This is a genomic window from Aquiflexum sp. (assembly GCF_041749095.1).
In the GTDB taxonomy this organism is placed as follows: Bacteria; Bacteroidota; Bacteroidia; order Cytophagales; family Cyclobacteriaceae; genus Aquiflexum.
In genome coordinates this window covers 1-20,140 of record NZ_JBGTCA010000534.1, presented here as the reverse complement: position 1 = coordinate 20,140, position 20,140 = coordinate 1, and the positions used below count along the sequence as shown (strand labels likewise).

Annotated in this window: 16 protein-coding genes; 12 read left to right on the top strand and 4 right to left on the bottom strand. The window is 42.4% G+C overall.

Annotated elements, in window-relative coordinates; genetic code table 11:
• Positions 1-34: 34 nt before the first annotated feature.
• On the bottom strand, positions 35-178 hold the full coding sequence (locus ACEW8O_RS24065) for a hypothetical protein (RefSeq protein ID WP_373497178.1): 144 nt from the start codon (positions 176-178) through the stop codon (positions 35-37).
• A gap of 207 nt (positions 179-385) precedes the next feature.
• On the opposite strand from ACEW8O_RS24065, the gene ACEW8O_RS24060 reads away from it, so the two are divergent.
• The 11 genes from ACEW8O_RS24060 to ACEW8O_RS24010 all read left to right on the top strand — a co-directional run bounded on the left by ACEW8O_RS24060 (position 386) and on the right by ACEW8O_RS24010 (position 17,994).
• On the top strand, positions 386-1,012 hold the full coding sequence (locus tag ACEW8O_RS24060; RefSeq protein ID WP_373497177.1) for an RNA polymerase sigma factor: 627 nt from the start codon (positions 386-388) through the stop codon (positions 1,010-1,012).
• Between the two features lie 44 nt (positions 1,013-1,056).
• Entirely contained in the window at positions 1,057-2,094 is a 1,038-nt protein-coding gene (locus tag ACEW8O_RS24055; RefSeq protein ID WP_373497176.1) for a FecR family protein, read from the top strand.
• A gap of 154 nt (positions 2,095-2,248) precedes the next feature.
• Positions 2,249-3,379: a TonB-dependent receptor plug domain-containing protein gene (locus ACEW8O_RS24050; protein WP_373497175.1), complete on the top strand. Its 1,131-nt coding sequence runs from the start codon at positions 2,249-2,251 to the stop codon at positions 3,377-3,379.
• A gap of 78 nt (positions 3,380-3,457) precedes the next feature.
• The gene (locus tag ACEW8O_RS24045; protein WP_373497174.1) at positions 3,458-5,761 is read left to right on the top strand and encodes a SusC/RagA family TonB-linked outer membrane protein; all 2,304 of its coding nucleotides are present in this window, start codon (positions 3,458-3,460) and stop codon (positions 5,759-5,761) included.
• Between the two features lie 12 nt (positions 5,762-5,773).
• A complete protein-coding gene (locus ACEW8O_RS24040) occupies positions 5,774-7,321 on the top strand; it encodes a RagB/SusD family nutrient uptake outer membrane protein (RefSeq protein WP_373497173.1) in 1,548 nt (515 codons plus the stop codon).
• A 138-nt stretch (positions 7,322-7,459) separates the two neighbouring features.
• Positions 7,460-10,945, top strand: coding sequence for a VCBS repeat-containing protein (locus ACEW8O_RS24035; protein WP_373497172.1), 3,486 nt, complete (start codon positions 7,460-7,462; stop codon positions 10,943-10,945).
• Between the two features lie 62 nt (positions 10,946-11,007).
• Entirely contained in the window at positions 11,008-12,300 is a 1,293-nt protein-coding gene (locus ACEW8O_RS24030; RefSeq protein ID WP_373497171.1) for a glycoside hydrolase family 27 protein, read from the top strand.
• Positions 12,301-12,536: 236 nt separating this feature from the next.
• Positions 12,537-13,751, top strand: a complete 1,215-nt coding sequence (locus tag ACEW8O_RS24025; RefSeq protein WP_373497170.1) for a hypothetical protein — start codon at positions 12,537-12,539, stop codon at positions 13,749-13,751.
• Between the two features lie 28 nt (positions 13,752-13,779).
• Positions 13,780-15,753 carry a glycosyl hydrolase family 95 catalytic domain-containing protein gene (locus ACEW8O_RS24020; RefSeq protein ID WP_373497169.1) on the top strand — a complete coding sequence of 658 codons (1,974 nt, stop codon included), beginning with the start codon at positions 13,780-13,782 and terminating at the stop codon, positions 15,751-15,753.
• A 49-nt stretch (positions 15,754-15,802) separates the two neighbouring features.
• On the top strand, positions 15,803-16,522 hold the full coding sequence (locus tag ACEW8O_RS24015; RefSeq protein ID WP_373497168.1) for a DUF1080 domain-containing protein: 720 nt from the start codon (positions 15,803-15,805) through the stop codon (positions 16,520-16,522).
• A 92-nt stretch (positions 16,523-16,614) separates the two neighbouring features.
• Entirely contained in the window at positions 16,615-17,994 is a 1,380-nt protein-coding gene (locus ACEW8O_RS24010) for a Gfo/Idh/MocA family protein (protein WP_373497167.1), read from the top strand.
• A gap of 207 nt (positions 17,995-18,201) precedes the next feature.
• Here the strand turns inward: ACEW8O_RS24010 and ACEW8O_RS24005 are convergent, their stop codons facing one another.
• From ACEW8O_RS24005 to ACEW8O_RS23995, 3 genes are read right to left on the bottom strand one after another with little or no spacing between them, the layout of a single operon-like run.
• On the bottom strand, positions 18,202-18,324 hold the full coding sequence (locus ACEW8O_RS24005; RefSeq protein ID WP_373497166.1) for a hypothetical protein: 123 nt from the start codon (positions 18,322-18,324) through the stop codon (positions 18,202-18,204).
• Entirely contained in the window at positions 18,317-19,102 is a 786-nt protein-coding gene (locus ACEW8O_RS24000; RefSeq protein WP_373497165.1) for a Fic family protein, read from the bottom strand. The genes ACEW8O_RS24005 and ACEW8O_RS24000 overlap by 8 nt, the downstream gene beginning before the upstream one ends.
• Positions 19,103-19,453, bottom strand: a complete 351-nt coding sequence (locus ACEW8O_RS23995) for a restriction endonuclease subunit S (RefSeq protein WP_373497164.1) — start codon at positions 19,451-19,453, stop codon at positions 19,103-19,105. It abuts the gene before it with no gap.
• A gap of 411 nt (positions 19,454-19,864) precedes the next feature.
• Here ACEW8O_RS23995 and ACEW8O_RS23990 point away from each other — a divergent pair.
• A partial coding sequence (locus tag ACEW8O_RS23990; RefSeq protein ID WP_373497163.1) for a hypothetical protein occupies positions 19,865-20,140 on the top strand: 276 nt, incomplete at its 3' end.

The window sequence follows — 20,140 nt, the reverse complement described above, 5'->3', positions numbered from 1 at the left end:
GGTAAAAGATTGTTTGGAAAATGAAGTCACGAATCTATACCCAGCCAGTATCCTTCAAAATCACCCCTCCTGTACCATCTTTTTTGGATAAGGCTTCAGCCTCTCTGTTATTGATCACCAATAAGAAGTAAATAAATGACACGTCCTGAATGTAGTTTACATTTGTACTATAAACCATTCAGTTGTGACCAAGCTCCAGCTTCCTACTTTTTCCTCCCTTCCCCTAAACAGACAGTTACTACTGTCGTCATTTCAGCTCATCAAATAATTTTTCATCTATACCCTTATTCCAAAAAATAAATATTTATTTTATTAAATTTTATGGGGTCATTTTTATTAAAAACTTCCTCATAATAATAGAAAGTCGAAAAACTATAAAACCTTTATGGTCAATAAACCCCAAAAAACCAAACTTTCTTCCGTTATCTCTTTAAGTCATTCAGAATCAACCAGAATCTTTGAAAAAAAATCTGATTTAGAGGTCTGGAGTGCTTTTGACAAAGGAGATGAAATGGCATTTAATTACATATACCGAGGTTTCACGCCGATTATGTTCAGTTTTGGAATTCAGATCACAAATAATGTTGATTTGGTTAAGGATTGTATTCAAAACATTTTTATAGATCTACGGAGAAAAAGAGGGGCATTATCAGAGGTAATCAGTATTAAATCCTATTTGCTTAAAATATTGCAAAGGGAATTGTTCAGATCCATCAAAAAAGAAAGCATTCATTCCATTCAAAATATAGAATTACCTGAAAGTGCATTTCTGATAGAGGTTTCCCATGAAACCAAAGTCATCCAATTAGAATCCGAAACCGAAATAAACACCCAGTTAAAGATGGCATTGAACCAATTGACAGCAAGACAGCGGCAAGCAATAGTGCTGTTATATGAAGAGGGTATGAGCTACAGGGAAATTGCAGAAGTTTTGGAATTTAATGAAGTGAAATCAGCCAGAAAGTTGGTTTACAGGGCGATTGAAAGTTTGAAACAAATCTTAAAAAATTAAAAGCCTAATTACCCATTGATTAACTTAAGTATTAAAATTAGCAAATGAAATTCAAAGATTACGATATAGAGCATTTTCTCACAGATGAATTTTTTATCCAATGGGTGAAAAACCCTGATGAGAATACCCGGCATTTTTGGGAAAAATGGATTTCCGAGCATCCTGAAAAAAGGAAGGTTGTACAGCAGGCAGCATCGGTTATTAAGTCAATTAAATCTGACCAAAACAAAGGGATTTCTGATTTTATGTATGTGGATATATTTGAAAACATCATAAAGGCAGAAGAAAAAAAGGGGTTGCAAGACCACAGTCCCGATGAATCCAATCCTTGGTTTTCCCTTTTTACCATTAGGAAAATAGCTGCTACCGTGTTCCTCGGATTTTGTTTATGGATTTCCTATGATGTGATGTTAAAGGGAGTTGAGATTCAAACTGAAATCCCTGACACATTGATCGTATCCAAATCCAATCCGGCAGGGAGCAAGTCAATCATAACGCTGGCCGATGGAACAAAAATTTATCTGAATGCAGCAAGTAAAATCTCATATCCCAAAGTCTTTGATGAAACTCAAAGATCGGTCAAACTCGAGGGAGAGGCTTATTTCGAAGTGGCAAAGGATGGCAGGCCATTTACTGTATCGGTTGGAGATAATGCCATCAAGGTGCTCGGCACTTCATTCAATGTCAAGCAAAGAGGGACTAAAGGCTTGTCTGTTGCTTTGGTGGAAGGAAAGGTCAAAGTAAATGACAGGCTTGGAAATCAGGTTTTGTTGGATCCCAATGAAATGTTGGTAATTGAGGAGAAGGGTGAATTTTACAAATCCGGATTTGATCAATTGGAAATCATAGGTTGGAAGGATATGTATTTGACTTTCAATAAAGATAGTTTTGAAGAAACCAAAGCCAAGCTCGAAAACTGGTATGGAGTAGAAATAGAGGTCAAAGGCAAAATCAGTAATAAGTGGGTGTATTCAGGTAAATACAAAGAAGAATCCTTGGAAAATGTGCTAAGAGGAATAAGCCATACCTCCGGATTAAGATATAACATTAAAGGAAAAAAAGTCATTATCACTAAACCCTAAAACCATGACCAATAGAATAGAAGATTCAGGATAAAAAAACAAAAGGCAGAAGTAGTTCCGGGGGGAACAGTTTCCTGCCTTTCCAAGCCTCACATCACTTGGTAGCACTGAGAGGCAAGAGTTCAAGTATTCACCACTTAAACCATTCAATATTATGAAAAAAAATATACAGAGACAACTTATTATGTTCTCCAAACGACTCCTATATGGATTTATCATTCAGTTGTTCTTCTGCACTGTTTTGATTGCCAATGACAGCAATGCCCAACGGAAGACAATTGATAATGTAAAAGTAAATATTGCACTTAAGGAGAAGCCTGTCAGTGCGGTTTTTGATTTGATTGAATCCACTACTGATTTCCGCTTTACGTACAATGACAACATGGTCGATTTCAATCAATCGATAACAATTGTTGAAAGAAATAGGTCTGTTTATAAGGTACTGGAAGAAATCTCCAAGCAAACCCAAATGAACTTTGTGCAGGTGAATGATAACATTCATGTGAATTATTCGAAAAGGCAAAATATCAAGGATAGAATCACAATTCTAAGAGATGATGTTACAGTAAGTGGCTCTGTTAAAGATAACAATGGTGACCCTATACCGGGCGTTTCCGTGATTATTGAAGGCACGACCAGTGGGACAGTAACCGATCTTGATGGGAATTACACCTTAGAAGTCCCTGAAGGTGGAGTTTTGCTTTTTTCTTTTATTGGCTTTGAAAGGCAAAGAATAAGCATTGATAACCGAACAATAATTGATGTTACACTAATTGCTGACTTCCGATCATTGGATGAAGTCATTGTGATCGGTTACGGTTTAAAAAGTAGGAGATTGATGACCGAATCAATTGGTACTATGGGTTCTAAGGAAATTAACCAAATACCGGTAGCTTCAGTTGACCAAGCAATACAGGGAAGAATTTCAGGGGTGCAGGTAACCTCAGTAGATGGAACACCCGGTGCCCCGGTAGCTATTAGGATTAGAGGTGTTGGTACCGTAGGCAATACTCAGCCGCTTTTTGTGATTGACGGTGTACCTGTGGGCAACAATGCAAGTGCCACCACAAATCCCCTGGCGACCATCAATCCTGCGGATATTGAAAGTGTCTCTGTACTGAAGGACGCTTCGGCTGCAGCAGTCTATGGAGTTAGGGCTGCAAATGGTGTCGTTTTGATCACCACCAAAAGAGGAACCAAGGGTAAACCCAAGGTGACTTTGGACTCCTATCACGGGGTACAACAGATCGCTAGATTCAATGAATACAATACAACGGATGAGTGATTAAGTCTTACTCAGGATGCCAACGACAATTTTAATGCCCAGAACAACCTGAAGCCCGGGGATCCTAATTTCCGGTTTTTGCATCCTGATTTACAGCCTGGCAGTCCCATTCGAAACCGTAGCAATGAGCTTGCCTGGAGAGAAGCTACTCTCAATCTTGGTGCTCCTATTCAAAATATCAATGTCGGAGTCAACGGAGGCGGTGAAGGATATAATTATTACGTCTCCGGAGGTTACTTCAGACAGGAAGCAACGGTACAGAAGTGGAACTTGGACAGATATACGTTCCGTGCAAATACAGACTTTAATGTCAACAAGCGCTTGAAAGTGGGCCAGAATTTCACTATAGCCTATCAGCAAGTTTACAGAGGAATGAATGGAGGAGGTGATGGGTTTTTACTGCAGAATTCAGTAGTTATGCCCCCATTCTTCAATATATTCGAGGATTCCAACAATCCTATTCCCGGAAACCGCTACGGCTATGATGGCAATGCTGATTTGGCCGGTTTAACTGTCGGGAACCAGGTAGGTATTAATCAGATCCTCCAGAATTTTGATAGAAATGTCAGAATGTTGGGAGGGGTATTTGCTGAACTTGAAATCATTGATGGATTGGCTTTCCGTACCGCAGCTTCCATTGACCTGAACCTATCGAGAGGAGATTCTTGGCAACCGGAATATTTGGTTGCTGAAATGGGATTGAATCGACCCGGTAATCAATATGCTGATGATAGAGCCGAATCTCATACCCAAGTCTTTACAAATACTCTGAATTATAATAAATCTTTCGGAAAACATAACATCGATGTCCTGACCGGTTTGGAATACCAACAACTTCGAGGCACCTCATTATCAGTAAGAGGCAATAATTTTATAAGTACCAGCCCGGACTTCTATCAGGTAGTCAAAAGCGGAAGAGGAAATCCATTTGTAGGCGGTGACGCCGGTCAGTCTGCATTTGTAGGTTATCTGGGAAGGTTAAGTTATAACTATGCTGACAAATACCTGCTGACAGCTACTGTCCGTAGAGATGGAACTTCGGCTTTTTCTCCGGTGGACAACAGGAGATGGGGAACTTTCCCTTCATTCTCCGGTGCTTGGATCATCAGTGAAGAAAATTTCTTTTCTAAAGGCACTATTTCGGAGCTGAAATTAAGAGCCAGCTGGGGGCAATTGGGCAATTCAAATACGGCCGCTTTTCCCCATATACTAAGAGTATCCACCACACCGGATTACGCTTTGGGAGGAAGCAATACGATTCAAGCACCAGTGCCAATCAACTTTGTAAATCAGGAGGTGGTCTGGGAGACAGTAGAAACCTTTGATTTGGGATTTGATGCGTCATTGTTCAACAACAAGGTGGACATCCTTGCCACTTATTATGACAGGACTACCAAGGATTTTCTCTTCTTACTTCCCATTCCCACTGTAACAGGATTTGCCGCCACACCAGTCAATCTCGGAACAGTAAGTAATAAAGGGATTGAAATTGAAATCGGCTACAGACACATTTTTGCAAATGGGCTCAAAATGAATGTGTCAGGAAATGTAACCACAGTAAGAAACAGGCTGGAGGCTCTGGCTCCCGGGCTTGAAGAATTCACCGCCAGTGAAATTTACAGGACAGCCATAGGGAGACCAATTGGTTATTTTTATAGTTATCAGACAGCTGGAGTCTATCAGAGCCAGGCAGAAATTGATGCTATTTTCACCGGTGGTTTTAGAGACAGAAATTCTCCTCAGGGACCAAGACCCGGGGATGTCATCTTTGTGAACAACAATGGACCGGGAAAAGAGGGTCAGCAGTTTTCCGGAGAACCGGATGGCTTTATAGATTTCAATGACAGGACCTATCTGGGAAAAACTATCCCTTCGTATTTCTATGGAATGTCTTTGAATCTGGAATATAAAAACTTCGACTTGTCCATGTTGTGGCAGGGTGTAGGAGATGTACAGGTGTACAATGAAGTCAGAAGAAATGGTTTAAATCTTACCGGTGGGGGACGCAACATGCTGATAGAGACCCAAGAACGATGGACCGGGCCAGGCACGAGCAACAGTATTCCAAGAGCCATCAGCGGTGACCCCAACCAAAACAACCGTTTTTCTGACAGATTTGTTGAAAATGCAGGCTTCCTGAGACTCCGAAACTTGCAGATAGGTTATAGCCTTCCAAGGACGCTATTGGATAGATGGCAAGGCTTTGGAAGTGGCAGGGTGTATATAGGTGGATCAAACTTGCTGACATTCACCCAATATTCCGGGCTGGATCCTGAGGTGATGACTTACGGACAGAACTCCACACAAACGGGTGCAGGTACAGATAGAGGAAATATGCCTCAACCCAGAATTTATCAATTAGGTGTTCAACTCTCATTTTAAGAAAGATACATTATGAAAACAATAAAAATATTAGCATTGATCATAGGACTTTCCGTGATGACAGTAATTTCCTGTGAAGACAGGTTGGATTTGGCCCCTTTGGGTGAACTGAATTCAGAAACATTCTACAATACGATAGATGATTTTGAAGCTGCTTCCCTTGCCCCTTACAGTACGCTGCTCAATTTTTACTTCGATCAGTTTGGCAACGGTCATTATCAGGGAATAGAGTATCCCTCTGACGACAGTAGACATCCCGAACAGGGCGACAATTCCAATGTTGATTTTATCTGGCTTCCCAACAATGGCAACTTTTCTTTCATGTACAATGAGAGTTATAAAGGAATCATGCGAGCCAATACCATTCTCAACAGACTTCCCGCTTCCCAATTGACCCAGGAACAGCGGAACAGGTTTGAAGCAGAGGCGAAATTTATCAGGGCTTATTTTTATTTTTTCCTCGCCAGACATTGGGGGACTCCACCCTTGATAACTGAACTGATCACCTCGATCGAAAATTCCAGGGTTGGCAACTCCCAGCCCGGGGAAGTTTATGCCCTTGTAGAACAGGATCTTGCTTTTGCCAAAGCCAACCTGCCCGCTACATGGAACAGTTCGAATGTGGGGCGGGCCACCAGAGGTGCTGCTACTGCCCTGCTAGGCAAAGTTTACCTCTACCAGCAGAAGTACACGGATGCAGTAAGGGAATTCAACGAAGTGGTCAACAGTGGTTTATATTCTCTGGTAGCTAATTATGGGGAGAATTTCAGTGAGGCCCACCAGAACAATGCTGAATCGGTTTTCGAAATCCAGTTTTCCAGAGGAGACTTCAACCCCTGGTTACCGGTGGATTTTGGATTGGAAGGAAACCAGAACGTTGGCCATGCGGGCACTGGTAGAGCTATTGTTTTTAGGGCTGCCTGTTTCTTGGGCAACTGTGCTCCTGGAGCAAACGGTCAGGGATATGGCAGAATTCACGCCACGATCCCCCTTCAAAATGCATTTGAGGAAGGAGACCCCAGAATATTTCATACCTATTTTGTGGAAGGGGAGGATTATTTTGGAAGAACGTATAATCCTGCATGGTCAATTACAGGTGCTACACCATCCAAATACCTTCGTAATTATATATCATATCCCCAGCCCAACGCAGGCTCCAACAATGAAAGGGTTATCCGCTTGGCTGATGTTTACCTGATGCTCTCCGAAGCAGAACTTTTGGGCAATGGAAATGTCCAAAGGGCTGCAGAATTGGTCAATCTGGTCAGAAGAAGAGCAGACCCATCCGGAGATATATTACCTGACCGACCTAACAATATCCCTCAAAATGCAATGATGCAACATCTCATGCATGAAAGAAGGGTGGAACTGGCATTCGAAGGCCACCGATATGACGATCTGGTCAGGTGGCACAATGCCGGTATCATCAATATAGCAACGGACATAGACTTTGGCAGTTCTCTTGCCAACCAAAACTGGAGAACCACCCACCTGCTCAAGCCTTTCCCCCAAAGGGAACTGGATCTGGTACAGAATTTAAGTCAGAACGCTGGCTATTGATTTCTCTCTTACCTGTTGAGTGAAAAAAGGCTACCGGAATTCCCGGTGGCCTTTTGTCCATTATGGCTTTCAATTCTCAACCAAGCAGCCTAATTTGAAAAAGGATATCTTTTGATTCTAAAACCTTATCCATTGCCCATGCGATTATCCCTGCCATATTTCCTGATAGTACCCTTGTTGGTATTAACTTCCTGTCAAAAAAAAGAAACTTTGTTTGAACAGCTTTCCCCTCAGCAGACAGGGATTTCTTTTTCCAATGACATTTTTACAAATGATACCCTCAATGCCCTGAATTATGACTATATCTACAATGGAGCGGGAGTTGCCGTGGGTGACATCAACAATGACGGACTTCCTGATCTGTTTTTTGGGGGAAATATGGTGTCAAGTAAACTTTATCTCAATAAGGGAAATCTTGAATTTGAGGATATCACCCTAATTGCGGGACTGGAAACAGACTTTTGGGTGACCGGAACTTCCATGGTGGACATCAATGGAAACGGGTTGCTGGACATCTATCTTTCCGTGGCAAGCAAAGACCCTGCAAAAAGTAAAAACCGCCTTTACATCAATCAGGGAGACCTTACCTTCAAAGAAATGGGTGCAGAATTTGGTCTGGATGATGACGGCTACAGTACACATGCCGCATTTTTTGATTATGACGGGGACGGGGATCTGGATGTTTACATCCTTACCAATGCCTATGAAAACGCAAACCGAAATACAGTCAGGGCCAAAAAAACAGACGGGGAAAGCAGAAGTACGGACAGGTTGTACCGAAACAACGGGGACGGGACCTTTACGGATGTATCCAGGGAGGCCGGTATTCTGAAGGAAGGATATGGACTGGGCGTGGCCATTTCCGACATCAACCGGGACGGTTGGCCGGATATTTATGTAGCCAACGACTTTATCACCAATGACCTGATATGGATCAACAACGGGGACGGGACTTTCACAGATAAGGCAAGTGAATACCTCAAACACCAAAGCTTCAACGGAATGGGTGTGGATGTGGCGGATTTCAACAACGACGGCTGGGTGGACATTGCTGTCATGGACATGCTCCCCCCCGACAACCTCCGGCAAAAGACCATGTTTCCCGATATCAATTACAATCAATTCAAGATGATCCTGGGCCTGGGCTATAGCCCTCAATATGTCAGAAATACATTACAGTTCAACAACGGCAACAATACTTTCAGTGAAATCGCCTACCTCGCCGGGGTCCATGAAACCGACTGGAGCTGGGCGCCATTGTTTGCCGATTACAACAACAGCGGCTACAAAGACCTTTTTATCACCAATGGCTACCGGAAGGATGTGACCAACCTGGATTTTATCGTTTACAACCGGGACCAGAATATGTTCGGCACCAAAGAGGCCAATGTGCAGTTGGCCATGGAAAAACTGGACAAGCTCCCTGGAGCCCATATCCATAATTTCATGTTCAAAAACAACGGGGGACTGGTCTTTGAAGAGGTATCGGAACAATGGGGCTTTGGAACGCCCACCTTTTCCAATGGGGCGGCATTTGTGGACCTGGACAATGACGGAGACCTGGATCTGGTAATCAACAACATCGATTCCAAGGCAGGAATATTCAAAAACAGATCGGAAAGCCAAAAAGAAAACCATTTTCTGCAGTTTGAATTGAAGGGCACAGCACCAAATACTATGGCTCTGGGAACAAAAATCACGATAACTACCCCGACCGGCATCCAGTTTTATGAGAACCATCTGTACAGGGGATACAAGTCCACCGTCTCGGACATCGTCCATTTTGGTCTGGGACAAAACACCGAAGCCGAAGAAGTGGAGATTACCTGGCCTGATGGCAGGCAAACGATATTGAGGGATGTGAAAAGCAACCAAAGACTGATACTATCCCAAAAAGATGCGGTTAAAGACCGGATAAAAACCGAAGAGCTGCCCCGGACTTTGTTGACAGAAATTACAGGGGAAATGGGACTGGAGCACAGGCATGAGGAAACAGACTATGCGGATTTTTATGACCAGTTTTTATTGCCCCATAAATTTTCCAAAAACGGACCAGGAATAGCCGTTGGCGACATCAATGGAGACGGACTGGAGGATTTTTATGTGGGCGGAGCCGCAGGTTTTCATGGCAGGGTATTTATACAGACACCTACTGGTTTTGAGTCCTTTGAGTTTCCCTTCCACCCCGAATCGGAGGACATGGGGGCTTTGCTCTTTGATGTCAATGGCAATGGTCACCTCGACCTGTATGTTGTCAGTGGGGGAAGTTCATTTCCGGAAGGCTCGATTGCCTATCAGGACCGTTTGTATCTCAACGACGGAAAAGGAAACTTCAGGTGGGACGAAAAGGCCCTTCCTTCAATGGTCCAGAGCGGTTCAAAAGTTGCTGCAGTGGATTTTGACGGAGATGGGTTCCTGGATCTATTTGTGGGAGGAAGAGTGGTTCCCGGTCAGTATCCTTACCCTGCCCGAAGTTATCTGCTCAAAAACGAGAATGGAAAGTTTAAAGATGTCACCGAAACCATGGCTCCGGATCTTGCCAAAATGGGATTGGTCACGGACGGAATCTGGACGGATTTCGACAATGACGGGAAGATTGACCTGATTGTAGTAGGGGAATGGATGCCCATTACTTTTTTCAAAAATACAGGAGGAGAATTTATAAATGTGACCGGAGACACCGGATTGGAAAATTCAGAAGGCTGGTGGAACAGCATAGCGGCAGGTGACTTCAACGGGGACGGCATGATGGATTATATTCTGGGCAACCTCGGACTCAACAGCCGGCTGAAGGTAACTCCTGAAAAACCTGTGAAACTGTATGCGGCGGATTTTGACAACAACAAAAGTGTTGACCCCATTCTGACCAGATACATTCAGGGAATGGAATACCCGGTACACCCCAGGGACAATCTCATCAGTCAGATCCCCTCTATGAAAAGGAGGTTACCGAAATATGAACTCTATGGCCAAAGCGATATTGAAAAAGTCCTTAGCAAAGAAGAAAGGCGTTATGCCTACCAACTCAAAGCGGCATTTTTGGAATCGGCTTTTCTGGAAAATCAGGGCAATGGAAAATTCATCTTGAAGCCCTTGCCCGTAGAAGTCCAGATTTCTCCTATTTTCGGTACAGTGGTACAGGATTTTGACGGGGATGGCCATCAGGATGTGCTCCTGACCGGCAACAGTTATGCCTCCGAGATTCAGTCGGGCTGGTACGATGCAGGAATTGGGGCGCTCTTGTTGGGGGATGGTGCAGGTAATTTCACCCCTGTCCACCATACGCTTTCCGGATTTTTTGTGGATACTGATGCCAAAGGAATGGCAAAAATCCACACCCAAAACAATCAGTCCATCATCCTGGTAGCTTCCAATGACGGAGAACTGAAATCATTCAGCACCAAAAGTCCAGGTTCTGCGGATGTCTTTAGCCCCGAGGCTTTGGATTCCAAAGTGGTTATTCAATTGGAAAACGGCCATCAAACCACACATGAACTCTATCATGGTACTTCCTATTTGTCCCATTCCAGCAGAAAGATTCCCATTCCTGAAAATGCCACTCAAGTGACCATATTCAACAGCAAGGGAGAGTCCCGAAAAATGAAATTATTTTCGAGAAAATAAAGGCAAATAATTTCTTAAATTATGCTTCAAAGAATTCAGTATTAACCATAAAAATCATAAAAATGAATAATTGTTTTGACCGTATCCTGAGTTTGAGAGGCTTTTTTATCAACATGAAGATTTCTTTTTTCATAGTTTTTGTCTTATTCGGTTCAATAAAGGGATTTCCGCAGAAATTTGAAGAACTGGCCATGACTCCTCCAATGGGTTGGAATAGCTGGAACAAGTTTCATTGCGACGTCAATGAACAGGTGATCCGTGATGCTGCTGATGCAATGGTTTCTAGCGGTATGAAAGATGCCGGTTATGAATACATCGTAATCGATGATTGTTGGCAGATAGACCGTGATGATCAGGGATTCATTGTGGCCGATCCGCAGAAATTTCCTTCAGGAATGAAAGCTCTGGCCGATTATATTCATTCTAAGGGCCTGAAATTTGGCCTTTACTCGTGTGCCGGGCGGCAAACCTGTCAAAATCGGCCTGGAAGTCGGGGACACGAATTTCAGGATGCCATTACATATGCCGGTTTTGGTGTGGATTTCCTGAAATTGGATTGGTGCCATTCTGAAGGGCAAAATCCGGTTGAATCCTATACTTTGATGCGCGATGCTTTGTCCGCCGCCGGTCGACCCGTGGTTTTCAGCTTATGCGAATGGGGATTGAACAAGCCCTGGGAATGGGCGGCCAACGTTGGTCATTTGTGGAGAACATCGGGCGATATACTCAATAATTGGAACATTCCGGATGCTAAGAAAGGAAAATGCTGGGCGGGTGGTGTCGTAATTAACCTCGACATGCAGGAAGGACTTGAAGAATATGCAGGGCCTGGTGGTTGGAACGATCCCGATATGTTACAGGTAGGCAACGGCGCCCTTACGGATAGCGAAAACCGTTCTCATTTTGCCTTATGGTGTATGTTGTCTGCCCCACTTTTTGCAGGGAACGACCTTGCCAACATGACCAAATCGACCCGTGATTTACTTACAAATGCTGAATTGATTGCGATCAATCAGGATGTCCTGGGTAAGCAGGGATTCAAAATCAAGGATTATGGTGAACTCGAAGTTTTCTATAAACCGCTTCAGAACAATGAAATGGCAATTTGTATTTTCAACCGTTTCAACCATCCTGTAACTGTTGAAATGGACTGGAATACCTTTCAAGTTAATGCAATTTCGGAAAGAAAAGTAATGCAGCTTTCGATGAACATTGATCGAAATGAGATCTACTTAGATAGTGTGTATTCGATTCGTGACGTTTTTGAAAAAAAAGATATCGGAACAACTACCCAGATTTTGAAGCGGGAAATTCCCAGTCACGACGTGATAGTATACCGCTTAAAAAGAAATTGATGCTACTGCGTTCCCAAAGCTGAACCTCGATTCAGGAAAACTATGGTTACGCCACTTGTAAAACGACCAAATTGCTTAGCAAGCATGTACTACCATCGGCTAACGGTGCCCTAAACCAAAAAGCTGAAGATTGAGTGGTCTTAGTGAAAAAAATATAATTGGGTTAGAGAAATAACACTTGATGATTGCAGTACGAATCTCTGGTTCAATTCCGAATAAATCATAAATCAAATATCATGATTTCAACTTTAGTCAGATTCATTTCAGTATTTATTTTCCTTATCATAGCCGGGTCCTGTAAACCAACACAGCGCGAACCAAATATGGAATCACTGGAAAAGTACCGAAGCCAACTTACCAAAATAAGGGCAGAATTCGGGGAATACGAACTTCCTAAAGCCACATTTTTTTTATTTGGGATGGGTAATAGGGAAAAGCTATTGTACAGGGATGGAAGTCTCATCTCTGTTCACGATCAGAAAATCCTTTACCGGTGGGATGTAATTGAAGAAATTATCATTCCCAATGATTACAGTGTTTTTTTAACAATGCATGATGGGAAAAGGATCGCCATTTTTGAAAATGAGCAGGGAGTGTTTTTGGAATTTGATGGAAAAAAGGAGACCATCAACGAGGGAACTCATATCGTTCTTGATTCATTTGAAGGACATCCCTATTCGGAAGTGTTAAAGGTGCTCAATCATGAAAATCTGATTAACATCGATAACGGCCTTCCATTGCCAAATTTCTTTGTATACCGTAAACCCTGGCGACGCGATGCCGCAATGATGGCCATGTGTCTTGAAATTGCAGGTAATCTCGACCTTATAAAAGATTGGGTTTTGGAACTGGATGAAATTTACGATTTTAACAACAGAAGCAAAGCGGGCCCTGAATATGAAGTGGATAACCTGGGTCAAACCTTGTATCTCATCTCCCTATTTACGGACGCTTCGCATCCTCTGGTTCCAAAAATTCTGGAAGAGGCCAAACGATGGGAACGCACCCACGAAGGGAAACTATACCTGCATGGGCGTACTGACTTTTCAGAAATGCCGGTTTATCAAACTAAATGGATGAAATATGGTTTGAGAGCTCTTGGTCTTCCGGACCCATATGATATCCCGAATATCGATTGCCAGTACTCATCCCTATTCTGGATGGATTACAAGGATTTTCACAAACCTGTTGAGGGTTGGCGAAATGATTCTTACCCTTACATTGGCTGGGCCCGGGACCATTTTTATGGACTAAAACAGAGCCCCATCACCGCCGTTGATTACCCACTTACCTGGGAAATCGGAGCCAGCCAGGCCAATTATGAAGGTATCAGGATTGTAAATGACAATTATACAAATGCCAGTTGTGCGGCACCCCACACGTGGCACACTTCCGAGATTTTCCTTTATCTGATAAATTTGAACCAGCCAGATGAGCAAGAAAATCAATAAATAATTTATTATCAGTAACCAGAATCATATGACTCGTATTTTCCGGCTTTTAACCTTTTCCATTTTATTTGCAGGTTTGCTCACACGCAATTACCGACAGGAACTTGATATTTATACAGGAGTGTTGACCACTTCCTATGGTCTGTTTGGACAGACCCGGGTTACAGCCTTTGCCCATCAAACCATCCCCAATTTGTTTGTTATGAAAATTGACAGACAATCTAGGGAACCGGGTAAGGAAATGGTTATTACCATAAACTGCCAAACCCACAAAACACAACAGACCAGTATCGGTTGGCCTCCTGAGCCTGTAAAACTTGCCTTTGACATTAAGGAAAACAGAGCAGATATTGTTTCTTCCACCAATATGGTCGATACCCATTGGTCTGTACTGGTGAATAATGAAAGTACAATAACCCTGTCTAAAAATAACCTGAAAATACATCTCAAGGATGGTGAGAATATTATCCGGTTTATTGTGTACCGGGACGAATCATCGGGTGAATCCATCACGGCACTTTCCTATGATGAATTGCTGACTTCTCATAAAAGTGAGTGGGAAGAAAACTGGAACCGGTCATACATAGATTTTTCCGAAGACCGGGCTCATCATATTTGGAACCGCGCCAATTACTATAACCTGAGCAACTTCCCTGTAACCCCCGAAAAGGCACTTATTCCAACTGGGCTGAATACCAATATTTGGGGATTTACATTTCCACAGGATGTGTATTATGTGGTAGAAAACCTTACCCGAACAGGCCATTTCGACAGATATGAGAAATCCATGCAGTATTGGCTGGATATCCTGCCCGAGGTAAAAAAATACAGTCAGCGTATAATGGGTCTTGAAGGGGGGTATTATCCGTGGACGCCTCCTTTTGCCATGTGGGACGAATTTGAAAAGGAGGGAGTTGTAGGAACAGATTCTTATCAGATTCACAATCCCGCTTATGTGGCTGCCATGGTATGGCATTATTACCTGCGTACCAATGATCAGGAATTCCTTCAAAAGTATTTCCCGATTATGGAGGAGGTTTGGCGCTTTTACAGTCAGGTACTGCACAAAAGTGAACGGGGAACTTATGATGTATTCCATCATACTGCTACATCACAAGACGAGCATTTCAGGAAAACAGACTCAAAAAACTATCTAGATGCTTCACTAAGCGCAGAATATACTTTGCGCAATTACCTTTTGGCTGCAGAAATCCTGAAAAGTGGCGAACTGGATCTGGTAGAGAAAGCCAAAGAAATAAAACAAGCCGGATTGGAAAGGGATGCTTTGCTCAATCAATACGGGTATTTCAACACGTTTGAAGGAGATGATCGAGCGAAAAACAGTCAAAAGCACCCGGTTCAGCTCAATGCCATCACTTTTGTACCTATGGCAGATCGCGGGATGGCCCAACCAACTGTTACAGCCTGGGAAAATCGTTACGACCTCACATCCGAGGCACGCAAGCCCATATCCCAGGGCTGGACTTATGCTGCCTTTGCCTTGTCTTCGAGCCGTATGGGCAGTCCCGAAGGATTGAACAGTGATTTGCACGCTATTCAATATGCCGCACACGCTGATCCACGCTGGGTTCAGTTTTATGAATATACCTTCTGGGAAAGATATACCCTGCATACGGCTTACTACTTTGTCACCCATGGCCTGTACCAGCAGGCACTATCCGATGCACTGGTTCAGGATTGGCAGGGATTTGCCGATATCTTTGCCACCGTTTTACCACAATGGGAGAACCGGCGTTTTTCTTTTAAAGGATTACACACTTTAAAATGGGTATCAGTAGATGGGGTTTGGGATAATGGTCATTTCAGGATTGTGCTTAACCCTAATGGGGCCCAAGAGCTGCCTTTGCGAATATCAGGAGGTAAAGGCAATATAAAGGTAACAGGGGCTAGAAATGATATAAGCTCCATTAAGACAGGGGAGGAAGTATTAGTGGTTTTTGAGGGAGACAACCCGGTTGTTTTTGAAAATCAAAAGAAATAAGATCAAATGAAAAAATGAAAACCCCAAAAGGAGGGGAAATAAACAAACTATGGAAAAGAAAAACAAAGTGAATTTGCTTATGCTGAGTCTTATCCTGTTGGCATTTACTGCCCAAAGTCAGGATTTGCCCCAGCCGAGAGTTTTAGATCCGGGAGATGAATGGAGCGCCCCTTCCGATGCAGTGATTTTATTCAATGGAGGAAATTTGGATAAATTTGAAAGTGTAACAGGCGGTCCCGCCAAATGGACAGGAGAGGGCGACCATTTCACCGTAAATCCCGGCACCGGAAATATCCATACAAAAGATCATTTTGGCGACATGCAATTGCACATTGAATGGCGCACGCCTACTGAGGATATAGGTAAAGAAGGTCAAAAAAACGGTAATTCCGGTATTTACCTGATGGGCAAATATGAAGTCCAGATATTAAATTCTTTTAAAAATGAAACTTATCCGGACGGGCAGGCCGGTGCTATATATTTGCAGCATCCGCCCATGGTAAATGCCTCCCGTGCACCGGGTGAATGGCAAGTATATGATATTGTTTTCAAATCACCGGTATACAATAGTGATGGTAAAGAAAAAGAACCCGGCAGGGTAACTGTATTTCACAACGGTGTTTTGATTCAGAACAATGTAGAAATAAAAGGGCCTACCACAGCCTATAATAAAGAATTGCCGGAGAATGCCACCAAAGGACCTTTGATGTTGCAGGACCACGATAATAAAATTAGTTTTCGAAATATATGGTTAAGAGAATTGAAATGATGAAATCGAGCATGAGGAGAACCTCACACACTGGGATGATTATTTTAAATGCGAAGATTCCATGTGACCATTGAAAATCAAATTATAAACACATGAAAACAACGAGAAGAGATTTTATAAAAAAAGGAAGTGCCGCCATGGGTGCTATGATTGCAGTGCCAACCATAATTCCTGCATCGGCTTTGGGTAAAAATGGTTTTATAGCCCCGTCCGATAGGATTACCATGGCGGTAATCGGTGCCGGTAATCAAGGCGGAAATGACACCCGGGCATTTTTACAGGATGAAAGAGTTCAGATCACCGCCATTTGTGATGTTAATAAAAAAAGCGATGGCTACTGGGACGGAAAAGTTGCCGGAAGGGAATTTATAATGGAAATGGTGGATCAGTCCTATCAGGAAAGATTTGGTAAAAAATACAAAGGAACAGTGGGCTATGAAGACTTCCGGGAAGTATTACAAAGAAAAGATATTGATGTAATAGAACTTGCCACGCCGGACCACTGGCATGCTATCCCTGTAATGATGGCTGCTGCTGCCAAAAAAGACATTTACTGCCAAAAGCCGATGTCCCTAACTGTTCAGGAAGGCCGGGACATGAGCAATGCGGTAAAACACCACAATGTGGTTTTTCAAACCGGTAGCCAGCAACGCAGCAGTGAACATTTCCGCTGGGCGGTAGAAATGGTGCGTAGTGGTAAAATTGGTAAGCTAAAGAAGGTTACCTGTGGACTTCCCGGCGGGACACCTGATTTTGGCAAAACCGCCCATCTTACGGAAATAAAACCTGTACCTAAAGATTTCAACTTTGACATGTGGCTTGGACCGGCCCCTGAAGCGCCTTACCAGCCTTGCCGGACACATGTTAATTACCGTTGGATACTCGATTATTCCGGTGGTATGGTTACCGATTGGGGCGGCCACCATCCGGATATTGCCCAGTGGGGGATTGGTGCTGATGATTCAGGACCCATAAGGATTCAGAACCCCAAATCAAAATGGTCGGACCACCCGGTTTACAATACGGCTACGGAATTTTATTTCGAGGCCATCTATGAAAATGGGGTAGAATTGATTGTCAGCAATATCGGTAAAGATATAGACATACCATCCGGTGTGCGTTTTCATTGCGAGGCCGGCACTGTGTGGGCGAGTCGTGAACAACACCACGCCGACCCGGTAAGTGTCCTGGACATTAAACTGGAAGAAAAGGACCGCCTGTACACCAGCAACAATCATTATCGTAACTTTATTGATTGTGTCATCTCACGTAAGCCAACGGCCGCACCGGCAGAAACTGCCCACCGTTCGATAACGATCTCGCATTTGGGCAACATCGCCATGATGCTAAATCAGGACCTTGAATGGGATCCGGTGAAAGAAAAAGTAAAAGATAATTTCCTGGCCAACCAGTTGCTTTCACGTCAGATGCGGGAGCCATGGGATAAGGTCTATTTGAAATACAGGGTGTGATCTATTGCTATGTAAAATTGACAATCTCTCCCGCAAAACTTGTCCCAATTCATTCGGGAGACGAAAGGAAACAAAGAGGGATAACTTGAATCTTTGTGCAATGGTGATAACCTTTAACCGACTTGTTAGGGTTAACGTTTTGGCGCATGGCAAAGAAGCGGATTTCGAAGCACAAAACTGTCTTAAGAGAAATATTGTTATGTTTTTCTAATTGGTTTTTGAGGTGCCCGACAAAGCTGCTTCATTGTTGAGTGTAATATATCCGTAAACCAATATTTGTAACTGGGCAATTAATTGTTCTTCTAATATTTGTTCGTATTGTTTAGCCATTGAATACTGCATTTGGTAGCATTAGCAAGAATGGCAATGCCTGATTGTAATTTAATTCTTGGTATTCCAAACCTAACAAGCGAATGTTGTAGTAATACGTTTGGTGTTGGTTATAATACATCTTTTCGCTTTGTAAAAACCAAGCTTTCTCTCCTAATTTTTGTGCTAAAAACCATTTTTCATATAATCTTGCACTCCGCCCATTTCCGTCATTCCACGGATGAATTTTTACAAATACCAAATGAATCAATGAAGCGTAAAAAAATACTTCTTCAATAGTCATCTCTGTTTTTAGCAATATTGCCAAATCGGCATAAAACTTTTTCATCTCTGTTTCCACTTCAAAAGGTGATGCGGCTACATACTCAATACGTCCATCTGGTGTAGATACATACATATTTTGTGTCCGTAGTTTTCCCTGTCGGTTTTTAGCAACTATATGTTTGCTTGGTAGCTTGTGTGCTTCTGCCATATTTTTTTCATTGATTTCATTGGTTTTTGCAAACGTGTAAGCGTTGTACAAGTCATCAATTTTTTTGGTGTAATCTGGCAAAAATTCAATACCAAATTTTTTATGCTTGATGTAGCTGTCCAACTCAATGTCTTCTCCTTCAATTTTGCTACTATAAACAGACGACACCGAAGTATAAAAACTAAAAGTATCTGTAGAAATTTCTGCATCCTGCAAGGCATCAAATGCTGTTTGTAAACCCGTAGGGATTTGCTCCAAATAAACAGAGCATAAATCAGTGGGTATTATTTGTAGGTTATCTTTCATTTAGCAAAATATTATACTTAACAATGCCTTTTTAAAGGTTCGGGTTTCTTCTAATTGCTCATTTACCAAAGCAATTTGTTTGCTTATTTCATTTAGAAATGAGACAATTTTTACTTGCTCTTTAATTGATGGCAGAGAAATCTTCAATTTCTCAAATTCTGACTGACCAAGTGTTTTATTTCTTCCCGCTCCACCTGGTGAAGCTAATTCAAGGTATGTTTTACCTCTTGGTGTTAGGAAGAATAAAAGGATATAATCAAGGTTTAACAAACCGAGCTTTGGTTGATATAAAGGAAACCTATGAGAAGCGACCATCCCTTTTTCTAATACTCGTTTTTGGTCTTCACTCATTTAAAATTCTCTTTTTTTATTGGTTCGCTAAATTACTGTTATTGTTGGTCTTTTTCTCGTTTTTTAGTCGTCTGTTTCTTGTTGCACTGTCGTTCTTTACGCTTGTACCAAACATAACACTAGGTAGGATTTGGCAATTCCTCTAAAAACAAAAAGCCTTAAGATTTACAAAAACAAAAGTGTATCCGTAACTTGGATTTGAAATTTGAAAATACAGGGCTATCAATCAAGGTTCCTTAAAATGACAAAAGGAACCCAAGGGGCACCAAAATAGTCTTCTGATTGGGCGGGTTGGAGCATCAAAGAACCAAAGATCAAATCTTCCTTGCCATTGTTGTCCAAATCCGCTTTTTTGCTATCATTGATAAGCTATACTTATCCAAACCTTAATATTAAACCACATAGTTAATCATGAAAATATCCTCTCCTTCGATCAATTTTACATTGTTGTGTTTAATTCCCATTTTCTATTGCTGCCAACAACTTCCTGCTGAAAAGGATTGGGAAATTGTGTCGCCTAATGGAAATCTTTCGGCAAGGTTTCACCTGGAACCCGATTCTTCAGGACTCATTTATGAAGTTTTCAGTATGGAGGAAGGAAATAAAAAAAGTATTCTTTTGCCCGCACCTTTGGGCTTGATGCGTGAAGATCAAGGATTTTATTCAGGTTTGGTTTTTGAAGAGATT

Excerpts from the sequence above, each read along its gene's own strand:
- ACEW8O_RS24015 (WP_373497168.1), top strand. The coding sequence starts at position 15,803 with ATGGAAAAGAAAAACAAAGTGAATTTGCTTATGCTGAGTCTTATCCTG.
- ACEW8O_RS24055 (WP_373497176.1), top strand. The coding sequence starts at position 1,057 with ATGAAATTCAAAGATTACGATATAGAGCATTTTCTCACAGATGAATTT.
- ACEW8O_RS24050 (WP_373497175.1), top strand. The coding sequence starts at position 2,249 with ATGAAAAAAAATATACAGAGACAACTTATTATGTTCTCCAAACGACTC.
- ACEW8O_RS24025 (WP_373497170.1), top strand. The coding sequence starts at position 12,537 with ATGATTTCAACTTTAGTCAGATTCATTTCAGTATTTATTTTCCTTATC.
- ACEW8O_RS24040 (WP_373497173.1), top strand. The coding sequence starts at position 5,774 with ATGAAAACAATAAAAATATTAGCATTGATCATAGGACTTTCCGTGATG.
- ACEW8O_RS24030 (WP_373497171.1), top strand. The coding sequence starts at position 11,008 with ATGAATAATTGTTTTGACCGTATCCTGAGTTTGAGAGGCTTTTTTATC.
- ACEW8O_RS24010 (WP_373497167.1), top strand. The coding sequence starts at position 16,615 with ATGAAAACAACGAGAAGAGATTTTATAAAAAAAGGAAGTGCCGCCATG.
- ACEW8O_RS24035 (WP_373497172.1), top strand. The coding sequence starts at position 7,460 with ATGCGATTATCCCTGCCATATTTCCTGATAGTACCCTTGTTGGTATTA.
- ACEW8O_RS24020 (WP_373497169.1), top strand. The coding sequence starts at position 13,780 with ATGACTCGTATTTTCCGGCTTTTAACCTTTTCCATTTTATTTGCAGGT.
- ACEW8O_RS24065 (WP_373497178.1), bottom strand. The coding sequence starts at position 178 with ATGGTTTATAGTACAAATGTAAACTACATTCAGGACGTGTCATTTATT.
- ACEW8O_RS24005 (WP_373497166.1), bottom strand. The coding sequence starts at position 18,324 with ATGGCTAAACAATACGAACAAATATTAGAAGAACAATTAATTGCCCAG.
- ACEW8O_RS24060 (WP_373497177.1), top strand. The coding sequence starts at position 386 with ATGGTCAATAAACCCCAAAAAACCAAACTTTCTTCCGTTATCTCTTTA.
- ACEW8O_RS23995 (WP_373497164.1), bottom strand. The coding sequence starts at position 19,453 with ATGAGTGAAGACCAAAAACGAGTATTAGAAAAAGGGATGGTCGCTTCT.
- ACEW8O_RS24000 (WP_373497165.1), bottom strand. The coding sequence starts at position 19,102 with ATGAAAGATAACCTACAAATAATACCCACTGATTTATGCTCTGTTTAT.